The 13,669-nt window shown below is 73.0% G+C and carries 11 protein-coding genes; 2 read left to right on the top strand and 9 right to left on the bottom strand.

The window, feature by feature from the left end:
* Positions 1-63 precede the first annotated feature (63 nt).
* Positions 64-1,455 carry a PLP-dependent aminotransferase family protein gene (locus ACLIN4_RS21760; RefSeq protein WP_307652224.1) on the bottom strand — a complete coding sequence of 464 codons (1,392 nt, stop codon included), beginning with the start codon at positions 1,453-1,455 and terminating at the stop codon, positions 64-66.
* 47 nt (positions 1,456-1,502) lie between these two features.
* On the opposite strand from ACLIN4_RS21760, the gene ACLIN4_RS21755 reads away from it, so the two are divergent.
* Together ACLIN4_RS21755 and ACLIN4_RS21750 are read left to right on the top strand one after the other, a co-directional pair.
* Positions 1,503-2,015, top strand: a complete 513-nt coding sequence (locus ACLIN4_RS21755) for a carboxymuconolactone decarboxylase family protein (protein WP_100046860.1) — start codon at positions 1,503-1,505, stop codon at positions 2,013-2,015.
* The gene (locus ACLIN4_RS21750) at positions 2,012-2,755 is read left to right on the top strand and encodes an isocitrate lyase/PEP mutase family protein (RefSeq protein ID WP_107478347.1); all 744 of its coding nucleotides are present in this window, start codon (positions 2,012-2,014) and stop codon (positions 2,753-2,755) included. The genes ACLIN4_RS21755 and ACLIN4_RS21750 overlap by 4 nt, the downstream gene beginning before the upstream one ends.
* Positions 2,756-2,758: 3 nt before the next feature.
* Here the strand turns inward: ACLIN4_RS21750 and ACLIN4_RS21745 are convergent, their stop codons facing one another.
* The 8 genes from ACLIN4_RS21745 to ACLIN4_RS21710 form a co-directional block, all read right to left on the bottom strand.
* Positions 2,759-3,715 (bottom strand): ABC transporter substrate-binding protein, encoded by a 957-nt coding sequence (locus ACLIN4_RS21745; protein WP_290013968.1) that lies wholly within the window; start codon positions 3,713-3,715, stop codon positions 2,759-2,761.
* Between the two features lies 1 nt (position 3,716).
* Positions 3,717-5,660 (bottom strand): ABC transporter permease, encoded by a 1,944-nt coding sequence (locus tag ACLIN4_RS21740; RefSeq protein WP_107478345.1) that lies wholly within the window; start codon positions 5,658-5,660, stop codon positions 3,717-3,719.
* Entirely contained in the window at positions 5,660-6,793 is a 1,134-nt protein-coding gene (locus tag ACLIN4_RS21735) for a quaternary amine ABC transporter ATP-binding protein (RefSeq protein WP_290013969.1), read from the bottom strand. Before ACLIN4_RS21735 ends, ACLIN4_RS21740 begins: the two co-directional genes overlap by 1 nt.
* A complete protein-coding gene (locus ACLIN4_RS21730) occupies positions 6,790-8,322 on the bottom strand; it encodes a GMC family oxidoreductase (protein WP_107478343.1) in 1,533 nt (510 codons plus the stop codon). Before ACLIN4_RS21730 ends, ACLIN4_RS21735 begins: the two co-directional genes overlap by 4 nt.
* 82 nt (positions 8,323-8,404) lie before the next feature.
* Positions 8,405-9,934 carry an aldehyde dehydrogenase family protein gene (locus ACLIN4_RS21725; RefSeq protein WP_307652225.1) on the bottom strand — a complete coding sequence of 510 codons (1,530 nt, stop codon included), beginning with the start codon at positions 9,932-9,934 and terminating at the stop codon, positions 8,405-8,407.
* A 234-nt stretch (positions 9,935-10,168) separates the two neighbouring features.
* On the bottom strand, positions 10,169-11,158 hold the full coding sequence (locus ACLIN4_RS21720) for a malate dehydrogenase (RefSeq protein ID WP_411576130.1): 990 nt from the start codon (positions 11,156-11,158) through the stop codon (positions 10,169-10,171).
* 362 nt (positions 11,159-11,520) lie between these two features.
* Entirely contained in the window at positions 11,521-12,804 is a 1,284-nt protein-coding gene (locus tag ACLIN4_RS21715) for a helix-turn-helix domain-containing protein (protein ID WP_290013970.1), read from the bottom strand.
* Positions 12,805-13,196: 392 nt separating this feature from the next.
* Complete coding sequence (locus tag ACLIN4_RS21710; protein WP_290013995.1) at positions 13,197-13,634, bottom strand: DUF3017 domain-containing protein; 438 nt, start codon at positions 13,632-13,634, stop codon at positions 13,197-13,199.
* Positions 13,635-13,669: the final 35 nt, after the last annotated feature.

Raw genomic sequence — 13,669 nt, 5'->3', positions numbered from 1 at the left:
CCGTTGTCCGCTTTCCGGTACGACAGTTGGGCCGATCGAGTGTACGGCCGTCGCCGGGGGACTCTACGGCAGCGAACGGCACAACGCGTCCAGAGCCCCCGCCCAGGCATGGTCCGGCGGAGTGCCGTAGCCGACGACGAGGGCGTCCAAGGGGGCGACGTCCGCCTCGGGGTGGCGGAAGGTGGACAGGCCGTGGACGGCGAGCCCGTGCCAGGCGGCGGCCCGGACCGCCTGCTGCTCGGTGCCGGGCGGCAGTCGGAGCACGGCGTGCAGTCCGGCGGCGATGCCGGTGACACGCACCTCGGGGGCGCGTTCGGCGAGGGCGGCGACCAGGGCGTCGCGGCGGCGCCGGTAGCGCAGTCGGGCGGCGCGGACGTGGCGGTCGTAGTCGCCGGAGGCGAGGAACTCCGCGAGGGTCAGCTGGTCGAGGACGCCGGGGGTGCGGCCCGCCATGGCGTCCATGGCGTCCGCGACCAGCGAGGGCGGCAGCACCAGCCAGCCCAGGCGCAGGCCGGGCGCGAGGGACTTGCTGGCGGTGCCGAGGTAGACGACGCGGTCGGGGTCGAGGCCCTGGAGCGCGCCGACGGGCTGGCGGTCGTAGCGGAACTCGCCGTCGTAGTCGTCCTCAAGGACCAGGCCGCCGGTGCGGCGGGCCCGGTCGATCAAGGCGGTGCGACGCTCGGGGAGCAGGGGCAGACCCATCGGGAACTGGTGGGAGGGGGTGAGGAGGACGGCCCCGGCGGTGGCCGGGTCGTCGTCGGGGGGACGGGTGCCGCCGTCGTCGAAGGGCAGCGGGGGTGTGGCGAGACCCGCGCGGGTGATCAGGCGGCGGTGGTGGGGCAGGCCGTAGGACTCGACGGCCACGGAGCGGGTGCCCCGGTGGCGCAGCAGGTCGGCGAGCAGGCCCAGGCCGCCGAGGAATCCGGAGCAGACGACGATGCGGTCGGGGTCGGCGTGCACGCCCCGGGCGCGGGAGAGGTAGCCGGCCAGCTCGGTGCGCAGTTCGACGCGGCCGCGGGGGTCGCCGTAGCCGAGGGCGCGGTCCGGGGCGGCGGTCAGGGCGCGGCGGGCGGCGCGCAGCCACTGGGGGCGGGGGAACGACGCGAGTTCGGGGGTGCCGGGGATCAGGTCGTAGGCGGGGCGGGCCGGTTCCCGGCGGTGGGGTGCGGGGTGCTGGTCGGGGGCGGCGGGGGTGCGGTCGGCGACGCGGGTGCCGGAGCCCTGGCGGGCGGCGAGCCAGCCCTCGGCGACGAGGTCGGCGTAGACCTCGGCGACGGTGTTGCGGGCGACGCCCAGGTCGGCGGCGAGGGAGCGGGAGGAGGGCAGCCGGGTGCCGGGCGCCAGTCGGCCGCTGCGGACGGCCTCGCGCAGGGCGTCGGTGAGGCCCCGGCGCAGTCCGGGGCCGGACCGGTCGAGATGCAGGTCCACACCGAAAGTGGCCCATGGTTTCGCCATGGGAATGGACCATACCCGTGGGCTGCCTCGCTCCTAGTCTCGAGGGCATGACGACGAACGAGAACATCACCGCGACGCCCGACGCCTTCGCGTCCGAGGAGGCCCCCCGACTGGAGTGGGCCAAGCACGCCCCCGAGGTCTGGAAGGCGATGCTCGGGCTGGAGAAGGCGGCGGGCCGGGGCCTGGACCCGAAGCTGAAGGAACTGGTCAAGATCCGCGCCTCGCAGCTCAACCACTGCGCCTTCTGCCTGGACATGCACGCCAAGGACGCCCTCGCGGCCGGTGAGAGCGTGGAGCGGATCGTGCAGCTCAGCGCCTGGGAGGAGTCGCGGCACTTCTACACGGAGAAGGAACTCGCGGCGATCGAGCTGACCGAGGCGGTCACCGTGCTGACGGACGGTTTCGTGCCGGACGACGTGTACGGGAGGGCCGCCAAGTTCTTCGACGAGACCGAGCTGGCCCACCTGATCGCCGCGATCACGGTGATCAACGCCTGGAACCGCTTCGGTGTGACGTGCCGGCTGGCGCCGGGCCACTACACGCCGGGGCAGCACGGATGACGGGCCGTACGGCTCGTGCCGCGGACCGTTTCCGGGCCCTGCACCACGGGCGGGCGCCCGGCGACCCCCTCGTCCTGCCGGGCCCCTGGGACGCGGTGAGCGCCCGGGTCTTCGCGGACGCCGGGTTCCCGGCGCTCGCGACGCCCAGCGCGGGCGTGGCGGCGTCCCTCGGGTACGAGGACGGGGCGACCCCGGCCGACGAGATGTTCGCGGCGGTCGCCCGGATCGTGCGGGCCGTGGACGTGCCGGTGTCGGCGGACGTCGAGGACGGGTACGGGCTGGCGCCGAAGGAGCTGGTGGAGCGGCTGCTGGAGACGGGCGCCGTGGGCTGCAACCTGGAGGACTCCACCGACGGGGTGCTCAAGGACCCGCGGGAGCACGCTCAGTGGCTGGCCGAGGTGCGGGCGGCGGCCGGGGACCGGCTGTTCGTCAACGCCCGGATCGACACCTTCATCAGGGGCGTCGGTGATCCGGAGGCGGCGATCGAGCGGGCCGCGCTGTACGTCGCGGCGGGTGCCGACTGCGTGTATCCGATCGGGGCCCCCGACGGCGTACTGCCGCTGCTGCGGTCCGGCATCCAGGGGCCGGTGAACGTCGGCGGGCGGCCCGGGGAGGGCCCCGCGTCCGCCGAGCTGCGCAGGCTCGGCGAACTCGGGGCCACCCGGATCACGTTCGGGCCGGGACTCCAGCGGCGCGCGGAGGGCGTGCTGCGGGAGATCGCGGCGGAACTGGCGGGGTGAGGGTCAGGGCAGCCACTGCTTCCAGACGGACTCGTGGCTGTCCACCCACTTCTTCGCCGCCTCCTCGGGCCGCATCTTCTGCTCGGCGATCATCAGCGAGACCTGGTTCTGGTCCTCGGTCGTCCACTTGAAGTTCTTCAGGAACCGAGCCGCGTCGCCGCCGTCCTTCGCGAAGTCGGCGTTCAGGTACTTCTGGAGCGGGGTGACCGGGTAGGCGCAGTCGACCTTCGCCGGGTCGGCGTCGCAGCCCTCCTTGTACGGCGGCAGCTTCACCTCCGTCATCGGGACCTTCTCGAACAGCCACTGGGGGGTGTACCAGTAGGTGAGGAAGGGCTTCTTCTCCTTGGCGAACTGCTTGATCTGGGTGATCTGGGCGGCCTCGGAGCCGGCGAAGACGACCTTGTAGTCCAGGTCCAGGTTCTCGACGAGGGCCTTGTCGTTGGTGACGTAGGACGGGGAGCCGTCCATCAGCTGGCCCTTGTCGCCGCTCTCGGCGGTGCGCAGCTGGTCGGCGTACTTGTTGAGGTTCTTCCAGTTCGTGACGTCCGGGTGCTGCTTCGCGAAGTACGTCGGGACGAACCAGCCGATGTGGCCGGTGACGCCGAGGTCGCCGCCGGCGGCGATGGTCTTCTTGTCCTGGACGTAGCGCTGTTCCTGCTCGGGGTGGCCCCAGTCCTCCAGGATGGCGTCGACCCGGCCCTGGCTCAGTGCGTCCCAGGCGGGGACCTCGTCGACCTGGACGGTGTCGACGCGGTAGCCCAGCTCGTGCTCCAGCAGGTACTGGGCGACGGCCACGTTGGCCTGGGCGCCGACCCAGGACTGCACGGACAGGGTGACGGTCTTGGCGCCCTGGGCGTTCGCGAACGGGGACGCCTGCTTGGTCATGTCGGCGGCGCCGCAGCCGGTGAGCAGCGTCAGCGCGGCCACGCCGGCGAGCGCGGAGGTGGTGCGCAGTCGCATGTCAGGCTCCCTTCCTCGGACGGCGGTCGGTGGGCTGGGTGACCCGGTCGAGCATCAGGCCGAGGCAGACGATCGCCGCGCCGGCCACCAGGCCGGTCGCCAGGTCGCCCTGCGCGAGGCCGAAGACCACCTGGTAGCCGAGGGCGCCGCCGCCGACCAGGCCGCCGATGATGACGACGGCGAGGACCAGGACGACGCCCTGGTTGACGGCGAGCAGCAGGGCCGGGCGGGCCAGTGGGAGCTGGACCTGGCGGAGCTGCTGGCCGCTGGTGGCGCCGAGCGAGCGGGCCGATTCCATGGCGGCCGGGTCCACCTGGCGCAGGCCCTGCGTGGTGATGCGGACGACGGCCGGGAGGGCGTAGACGACCGCGGCGGCCACGGCGGGCGCGCGGCCGACGCCGAACAGGGCGACGACCGGGATCAGGTACACGAACTGCGGCATCGTCTGGAAGACGTCCAGGACGGGCCGCAGCGCGCGCTCGACGCGGTCGCTGCGGGCGGCGGCGACGCCGGTCGCGAAGCCGATGACCAGGGTGACGGCTACGGCGGCGAGGACCTGGGAGAGCGTGTCCAGGGACGGTTTCCACACGCCGAGCACGCCGATCGCGGCCATGGCGAGGACGGCGGTGAGCGCGGTGCGCCAGGTGCCGATCAGCCAGGCCAGGGCGGCGACGACGAGGAGTACGGACCACCAGGGCAGCCACTGGAGGCCGTCCCGCAGCGGGTTGAGGACCCAGTTGGTGAAGTGGGCGGCCCAGTCGGCGGTGCCGCCGACGACGGGGACGCCGGAGTAGAGGTGGGCGGTCATCCAGTCGACGGCCCGGTTGACGGGCTCGGCGATGTCCAGCTCCCACCCGTCGGGCCACTCCAGGAGCCCGGCGAGGCGTCCGGCGACCGCGACGGCCGCGGCGGCGGCGAGGGCGTACAGCCAGGTCAGCGGGGACCTGCCGGACTCCCCGAGCCGCTCCCCCGCCGCGCCGGTGACGCGGTCCAGGACGACGGCGAGCAGCACGATCGGGATGCCGGCCGCGAGGGCCGCGCCCACGTCGACCGAGGCGAGGGCCTGGTAGACGCGGTCGCCGAGGCCGCCGGCGCCGATGACGGAGGCGATGACGGCCATGGAGAGCGCCATCATGATCGTCTGGTTGACGCCGAGGAGGAGTTCCTTGCGGGCCAGCGGGACGCGGGCGGTCAGCAGCCGCTGGCGGGCGGTGGTGCCGAGGGACTCGACGGCCTCCAGCACCTCCTTGTCGGCGCCGCGCAGGCCGAGCGAGGTGAGCCGGGCCATCGGCGGGGCGGCGTAGACGACGGTGGCCAGGACTGCGGCGGGGACGCCGATGCCGAAGACCAGGACGACGGGGAGGAGGTAGGCGAAGGCGGGCAGCACCTGCATGGTGTCCAGCACCGGGCGCAGGACGCGGTCCATCCGGTCGGACAGGCCGGCGGCCAGGCCCAGCAGGGCGCCGACGACGACCGACGCGAGGACGGCGACGACCATCAGCGCGAGGGTCTGCATGGTCGGCACCCACATGCCGAGCAGGCCGCACGCCAGGAACGCCACGGCGGTGCCGAGCGCCAGCTTCACGCCGGCCACGCGCCAGGCGACCAGGGCGCCGATCGCGGTGACCCCGGCCCAGCCGACGGCGAGGAGGGCGAGGTAGACGGCGCGTACGGCGATGACGACGACGTTGCTGACGTGGCCGAAGAAGTAGAGGAACAGCGGGTGGCTGTCCCGGTTGTCGATGATCCAGTCGCTGGCCTTGCCGAGCGGTTCGGAGACGTCGACGGTGAGGGCGGACGGCCAGGTGGCGCCGCCCCACTGGGTGACGGCGAGGGGGACGAGGATCGCGGCGGCGACCGCGAGGGTGAGGAGCTTGCGGACGGCGGGGTGGGTGAGGATGCCCGGCGGGGCGGTCTTCCGGGCCGGTGCGGTGATCGTCGCCATCAGACCGCCTCCTTGGGCAGCTCCGCCTCCTCGGGGAGGACGGCCGCCCCCTCGGGGCGTTCCTCGGGTGCGGCCGTCCCGGCGACGACACCGAGCAGCGCGTCCGCGTCGACCACGCCCAGGCAGCGGCCGTCGTCCATGACCCGGGCGGCCGAACCGGCGCGCGCGACGGCCTCGATGGCCTCCGAGACGGTGGCGTCGGGGCGCAGGGCCGGGCCCGTGCCCGCCTCGTCGGACGAGGTCGCGGGGCGCATCGCCGTGCGGACGGTGAGGACCTGCTCGCGCGGCACGTCGCGGACGAACTCCCGGACGTAGTCGTCGGCGGGCGAGCCGACGATCTCCTCCGGGGTGCCGAGCTGCACGACCCGCCCGTCCCGCATCAGGGCGATGCGGTCACCGAGCTTGAGGGCTTCCTGGAGGTCGTGGGTGATGAAGACCATCGTGCGGCCCTCCTCGCGGTGCAGCCGGACGACCTCCTCCTGCATGTCCCGCCGGATCAGCGGGTCGAGCGCGCTGAACGGCTCGTCGAAGAGCAGCACCTCGGGGTCGACGGCGAGCGCGCGGGCGAGGCCGACGCGCTGGCGCTGACCGCCGGAGAGCTGGCCGGGGCGGCGGTGCTCCAGGCCCTCCAGGCCGACCTTGGCGACGACGGCGGCGGCCCGCTCGCGGCGCTCGGCGCGGCCCATGCCCTGGACCTCCAGGCCGTAGGCGACGTTGTCGAGGACCGTGCGGTGCGGGAGCAGGCCGAAGTGCTGGAAGACCATGGCCGCGCGGTGGCGGCGCAGTTCGCGCAGCCGGGACTTGTCCATGGCGCGGACGTCCTCGCCGTCGATGGCGATGGACCCGGCCGTCGGCTCGATGAGCCGGGTCAGACAGCGCACGAGGGTGGACTTGCCGGAGCCGGACAGGCCCATGACGACGAAGACCTCGCCCTTGCGCACGTCGAAGGAGACGTCGCGGACGGCGGCCGTGCAGCCGGTACGGGAGCGCAGCTCGGCCGGGGTCAGGTCGATCAGCTCGGGGTCGGCGGGGACGCGGGCGGCCTTCGGGCCGAAGACCTTCCACAGGCCGTCCACGGAGAAGACCGGGGGACGCTCGGCCACGGCGTCGGTGTCGGTGACAGTGGTGCTCATCGGGCGTCACCACCGATCAGCTCGACGGCGCGCTCCCCGACCATGAGCACCCCGATCATCGGGTTCACGGCGGTCATCGTCGGGAAGACGGAGGCGTCGGCGATGCGGATGCCCTCCAGGCCGCGGACGCGCAGTTCGGGGTCGACGACGGCCGTCTCGTCGGTGGCGGCGCCCATCTTGCAGGTGCCCGCCGGGTGGTAGACGGTGTGGGCGACCTTGCGGGCGTACTCGCTCAGTTCCTCGTCGCCGGTGACGTCCGGGCCGGGGCACACCTCGCGCTTGAGCCAGCCGGCCAGCGGCTCGGACTTGGCGATCTCGCGGGCGATCTTGATGCCGTCGACGAGGGTGCGGCCGTCGTAGTCGTCCTCGTCGGTGAAGTAGCGGAAGTCCAGGGCGGGCTTCACGGACGGGTCCGCGCTGGTCAGGTACAGGCGGCCGCGGGACTTCGGCTTGGGGATGTTCGGGGTCATCGAGACGCCGAACTCGGGCCGCTCGTAGCCGAGGCGCTCCGGGTTGTCCGTGAACGGGATCTGGTAGAAGTGGAACATCAGGTCGGGGCCCGCGTGTCCGGGGTCGCGGCGCACGAACAGGCCGGCGTCGGAGTCCATCGCGGAGTTGTCCGGGATGGGGCCGTCGGTCTCCCACACGATCACCGATTCGGGGTGGTCGAGCAGGTTCTCGCCGACGCCGGGCAGGTCGTGCGCCACGGGTATGCCGAGGGCTTCGAGGTCCTCGCGGGGGCCGATGCCGGAGTGCATCAGCAGGCGCGGCGAGTCGACGGCGCCGGCGCACAGGACGACTTCGTTACGGGCCTTGACCAGGATCTCCTCGCCGTCCTTGGTGCGCACGTGGACGCCCTCGGCGCGGGTGCCGTCGAGCTGGAGCCTGTACGCCCAGGTCTCCAGCATGATCGTGAGGTTGGTGCGCTCGTCCATCACCGGGTGCAGGTACGCCACCGACGCCGACGAGCGCTTGTTGTTCTCGGGGTGGTAGGCGAGGTCGAAGAAGCCGACGCCCTCGGTGAAGGGCTTCTTGTTGAATCCCTCGATCCGGGGGACCTCCAGCGCCTTCTGCGCGGCGTCGACGAAGTCGCGGGCGATGGCGTTCCGGTCCTTCTCGTCGACCGGGACGATGTTGTTCTTCAGCCGGGCGAAGTACGCCTCCATCTGGACCGCGCCCCAGCCCTTGGCGCCGGCCGCCTCCCACTCGTCCCAGTCGGACGGCAGCGGCTTGAAGGCGATGAGGGTGTTGTGGGAGGAGCAGCCGCCGAGGACGCGGGCGCGGCTGTGCCGGATGTGCGAATTGCCGCGCGGCTGCTCGGTGGTGGGGTAGTCGTAGTCCAGCTCGCCGCCGAGCAGGCCCATCCAGCGGCGCAGGGTCAGCACGTCGTCGCGGCCGACGTCGCTCGGGCCGCCCTCGATGACGGCGACGGTGACGTCCGGGTTCTCGGTGAGGCGCGAGGCGATGACGGAGCCTGCCGTGCCGCCGCCGATGACGACGTAGTCGTATTCGTGAGTGGTCTCGGACATGGGGGTACTCCAGTGGGGCGAGCGGATGGTGCGGGGGGTGTGACGGGTGCGGGAGGGGGTGCGACGGATGCGGGGCGCTCGGTCAGCCGGCGAACCAGCGGACGGGCTTCGGTGCGAGGTTCTGGTAAACGTGCTTGCTCTCGCGGTACTCGGCAAGGCCCGCGGGGCCCAGTTCGCGGCCGACGCCGCTCTTGCCGAAGCCGCCCCACTCCGCCTGCGGCAGGTAGGGGTGGAAGTCGTTGATCCAGACGGTGCCGTGGCGCAGCCGGCCGGCGACCCGGCGGGCGCGGCCCGCGTCGGCGGTCCAGACGGCGCCGGCGAGGCCGTACTCGGTGTCGTTGGCGAGGGCGACGGCCTCGTCCTCGGTGCGGAAGGTCTCGACGGTGAGGACCGGCCCGAAGACCTCCTCGCGTACGACCCGCATCTCGCGGTGGCACTGGTCGAGAACGGTCGGCTCGTAGAAGTAGCCGCTCTCCGGACGCTCGGGGGACGGCTCGGGGCGCTTGCCGCCGCAGCGCACCACCGCGCCCTCGGCGAGGGCCGAGGCCACGTAGTCCTCGGTCTTGGCGCGCTGCTGCTCGGAGACGAGCGGGCCGCACTCGACACCGTCCTCGGTGCCGCGGCCGAGGCGGATCTTCGCCGCGCGGCGGGCGAGTTCGGCGACGAAGCGCTCGCGCACCGACTCCTCGATGATGAGCCGGCCGCCGGCGGAGCAGACCTGGCCGCTGTGGATGAAGGCGGCGTTGAGGGCCTGGTCGACAGCGGTGTCGAAGCCCTCCTCGGTCTCGCAGGCGTCGGCGAAGACCACGTTGGGGTTCTTGCCGCCGAGTTCGAGGGCGACCTTCTTGACGGTGACGGCGGCGGCCTGGGCGACCTTGGTGCCGCTGACCAGGCCGCCGGTGAAGGAGACCAGGTCGACGTCGGGGTGCTCGGCGAGCCGGGCGCCGACGGTGTGGCCGGGGCCGGTGACGATGTTGGCGACGCCGGTGGGGAGGCCGGCCTCGACCAGCAGGTCGATCAGGGCGATCGTGGTCATCGGCGTGATCTCGCTGGGCTTGATCACGAAGGTGTTGCCGGCGGCGAGCGCCGGGGCGATCTTCCAGCTGGCCTGGAGCAGCGGGTAGTTCCAGGGCGTGATCATCGCGCAGACGCCGACCGGCTCGTGCACGACGACGCTGTGGATGTCGGGCGAGCCCGCGTCGACGACCCGGCCGGGGGCCTCCCCGGCGACGAGGTCGGCGAAGTAGCGGAAGGCGTCGGCGACGCAGTCGATGTCGACGCGGCCCTCCTCGACGGTCTTGCCCGCGTCACGGCTCTCCAGCAGGCCCAGCTCCTCGCGGTCGCGCACGAGGAGGTCGGCGACGCGGCGCAGCAGGGCGGCGCGTTCGGCGACCGGGGTGTGCGGCCACTCGCCCGCGTCGAAGGCGCGCCGGGCGGCGGCCACCGCGAGGTCGGTGTCCTTCTCGTCGCCCTCGGCGACCACGGCGAAGGGCTGGGCGTCCGCGGGGTCGAGGACGTCGCGGGTGGCGCCGGAGGACGCCGCCAGCCACTCGCCGCCCGCGTGGATGGTGCGGTGACCGCGCTCGGCCCGGGTTTCCGTTCTGTTCGCCATGGTGGGAATGCCTTTCGTTCCTGATCAACCCCCCTGTGTCACACGCGTGTCACTCTCGGGGACCGTGAGCCCCTGCCCCACGGCTCGATATGCATGCCGAATCGGTGTCCGAAAGTGCGGCTCATCACTTGCAAAAGGGACGAATGACACGAAAACGGGCCCCGTTCCGGTCGGTACCGGAACGGGGCCCGTGCGGGGCCTGCGGGGCCGCGGGCGGCCCGGAACGCGGGTGGCTCAGATGAGGCCGAGGGCGCGGACCGCGTCGCGCTCCTCCGACAGCTCCTTGACGGAGGCGTCGATGCGGGCGCGGGAGAAGTCGTTGATCTCCAGGCCCTGGACGATCTCGTACTTGCCGTCCTTGCAGGTGACCGGGAAGGAGGAGATCAGGCCCTCCGGGACGCCGTAGGAGCCGTCCGAGGGGATGCCCATGGAGGCCCAGTCGCCGTCGGCGGTGCCGTTGACCCAGGTGTGGACGTGGTCGATGGCGGCGTTGGCGGCGGAGGCGGCCGACGAGGCGCCGCGGGCCTCGATGATGGCCGCGCCGCGCTTGGCGACGGTCGGGATGAAGTCGTCGGCCAGCCACTTCTCGTCGTTCACGGTCTCGGCGGCGTTCTTGCCGGCGATCGTGGCGTTGAAGATGTCCGGGTACTGGGTGGCGGAGTGGTTGCCCCAGATGGTCAGGCGCTTGATGTCGGTGACCGACGCGCCCGTCTTCTTCGCCAGCTGGGTCAGCGCGCGGTTGTGGTCCAGGCGGGTCATGGCGGTGAAGCGCTCGGCCGGTACGTCCGGGGCGGCGGCCTGGGCGATCAGGGCGTTGGTGTTGGCCGGGTTGCCGACGACGAGGACCTTGATGTCGTCCGCGGCGTGGTCGTTGATGGCCTTGCCCTGCGGCTTGAAGATGCCGCCGTTGGCCTCCAGGAGGTCACTGCGCTCCATGCCCTTGGTGCGGGGGCGGGCGCCGACGAGGAGGGCGACGTTGGCGCCGTCGAAGGCGACGTTCGGGTCGTCGGTGATCTCGATGCCCTGGAGCAGCGGGAACGCGCAGTCGTCCAGCTCCATCGCGGTGCCCGCGGCGGCGTTGAGCGCCGGGGTGATCTCCAGGAGGCGCAGCTTGACCGGCACGTCCGCGCCGAGCAGCTGGCCGGAGGCGATGCGGAAGAGCAGGGCGTAACCGATCTGGCCGGCCGCGCCGGTGACGGTGACGTTCACGGGAGTGCGAGTCATGGCGTTCTCCGTATGACAGCTGGCGGTGGGGCGTCCCGGCCCCGGGCGTTTGATCGATCTCTTGGTATCAAGAGATCCATCCAGCGGTCAGGCTATCGCGCCCGCGGTGCCCGGCACGTCCGGGTCGGTGTGGCCCGGCCCACAGGGCCACTGTCGGAGCATCCGACGCCCGAGGCACGGACATGAGGAGGCGGCCGCCTGTCCGGGAGAGGGGGGACGAAGGCGACCGCCGTTCGGGGATACCGTTGCCGGACTCCCGTGGGGGTACTTCTCGCGTGCCCGCCCCTACGCGGGCCATGCCTGCCGCGGGCGGACTTTCTCCGGGGACCGTCCCGGGGCGGACCCGTCCCCGGTCGCGCCGGTCACTCCGTGCAGCCCTTCTCGCCCGACGCCAGCGTCACGCACGCCTTGGCTTCGGCCGCGGACTTCACGGCCACCATCGGGGTGTAGGCGACGGTGTCGGTGGCCCCGGTGACCGCGCCCGTCTGCCGGTTCGCCCCGTCCGCGCTCACCTCGACCTCGGCGCCCTGGGCGGCCTGGGTGACGCGGGCCCACGCGGCGCCGCACGTCTTGCTGTAGCGGACCTCGACGGCGGCAGCGCCGACGGTGGCGGTCGCGGAGGTGGTCACCAGGTCGCCGCCGCAGCCCATCGTCTCCGGGTCCTTGCCGGTGCAGGCGTCACCGCTGCACTTCACGCCCGGGGGCAGGGCGGGGTCGGTGGTCACGGTGGCCGACGGGGAAGGCTTGGCGCCCTCGTTCTTCTCGCCTCCCTCCTCGTTCATGACGAAGAAGGCCCCCGCGATCACCACGAGCACGCCGACGACACCCGCGACGAACGTGGTCGCCCGCTTGCCGCCGCCCCCTGAGGAGCGGCCCCGGGCGCGGGAGCCGCCGCGCGGAGGCTCGCCGTGCGGGTCCGGGTACGTCTCGGAGGTGCCGCGACCGCTCGGTGCCGCGGCGGCCGGTGGCGTCGCGGCCGTCCCGTGGCCGGTGCCGGTCCTCCCCGCACGGTCGCCGGTCGGTGCCGGGCCCCGGTAACCGGCGATCCCCCACGAATTGCCGTCGCTCGCACCGCCGGACGACGGGGCGGAGGGTGCGCCGGGGGCGGCACCGCCGCGGACCGTGCCGACGGCCGAGTCGGGGCTGTCGGCGGCGGTCGGCTGCACGGGGACCGACGGCGGCAGCGTGGGCGCCACACCGGCCGGTCCGGCGACACCGGGCCAGGCCGGCGAGCCGCCACCGTGCCGGCCCGTACGGGTCCCCCGGCCGCTCCTGCTGCCGCTGCCCGATCTGGCCGCGGGCGTGCCCAGCTCGCCGAGCGCGGCGCGCGCCTGGGAGATCCGGATGGCCTCCATGGTCATGTCGTGGCGCATCTCCGAGCGGCTCCAGGCGCGCTCGGCCAACTCCCACATGGTGGTCAGGTGGACGGGATTGGTGCCCGTCACCTCGGCCAGGGCCACGATGGCGCCCTTCGGCGCCAGCAGCCGGCCGTTCAGGTACCGCTCCCAGGACGTCTTGCTGTAGCCCGTGGCGTCGGCCACCGACGCGATGCTCAGCTCACTGCGGTCCACGAGTCGGCGCAGCTGACTCGTGAACTCCTTGATCTGCGGATCGAGTTCCTCCGGCAAAGCCTTCCAACGAGGCATTGCTTCCCCCCTCTTACCCCCGGTGACGTGCTTTTCGTTCCCCCGCTTGGTCCTCTCGCGCGGCGTCCCGCACGGAGTCCCCGTTCTGGCTACCCACAGGGATGCGCCCGGTCAGGATCTCAGTTCCCGGGGTGGGGGCGCACAGGAGCACAGAGGCCCGCGAGCATGCACCGTCGCACGCCCAACGGTTCGTGGTCCAGTGTCCCACCGGCGTTCCCGTGCCCGGAACCGAACCCCGTTTTTCACGGGCCGCGTAGCGGAGTAGCGGAACGGTCACTTCCGTGCCACAGCGCCCTGACAGGCGTTGATCAGGGCCTTCGCCGTGCAGGAGGGTTGGTTCCGGCGGCGGCCCGTCCTTCCACGGGGGTGAGGACGGGCCGCCGTACCAACACTCAGCTCACGGTGAAGTGCAGGATGTCCTGCAGGAACGGGAGTTTGAGCACCGGCTTCGGCTGAACCATCAGCGCCAGCAGGGCGATGGTGAGGCCCAGGACGCCGTAGGTGGCGATGTCCGTGAAGCGCGAGCGTACGGCGAGCATGCCGACGCCGGACATCGCCCAGCGGAGCGCGGCGCCCACGAGCAGCGCGGCGCCGATCAGGAACGTCCCCCAGCGGAACACGTCCAGCGCGGTCAGCAGGAGCCCCAGGCCGACCAGCAGCGCCACGGTGAGCACGGGCCACTGCCGGGCGGGCGCCGGTGCGTCGCCGGCCGCGGCCCGGCCGCCGCCCTCGGGGCGCGCGGTGTCGCGGGTGAAGAGCGGGAACCGCCGGGTGGTCCGGCGCGGTTTGCCGTCGACGTCGGGCGCGCTGACGGGGTCGCGGACGGTGATGTCGTCCTCGGGCTCGGCGGTGTCCTCGGGCCCGG

Source organism: Streptomyces mutabilis, from assembly GCF_046628145.1.
Lineage (GTDB): Bacteria > Actinomycetota > Actinomycetes > Streptomycetales > Streptomycetaceae > Streptomyces > Streptomyces mutabilis.
The sequence above is the reverse complement of the archived record's forward strand: the minus strand, read 5'-3'. Positions and strand labels throughout refer to the sequence as shown.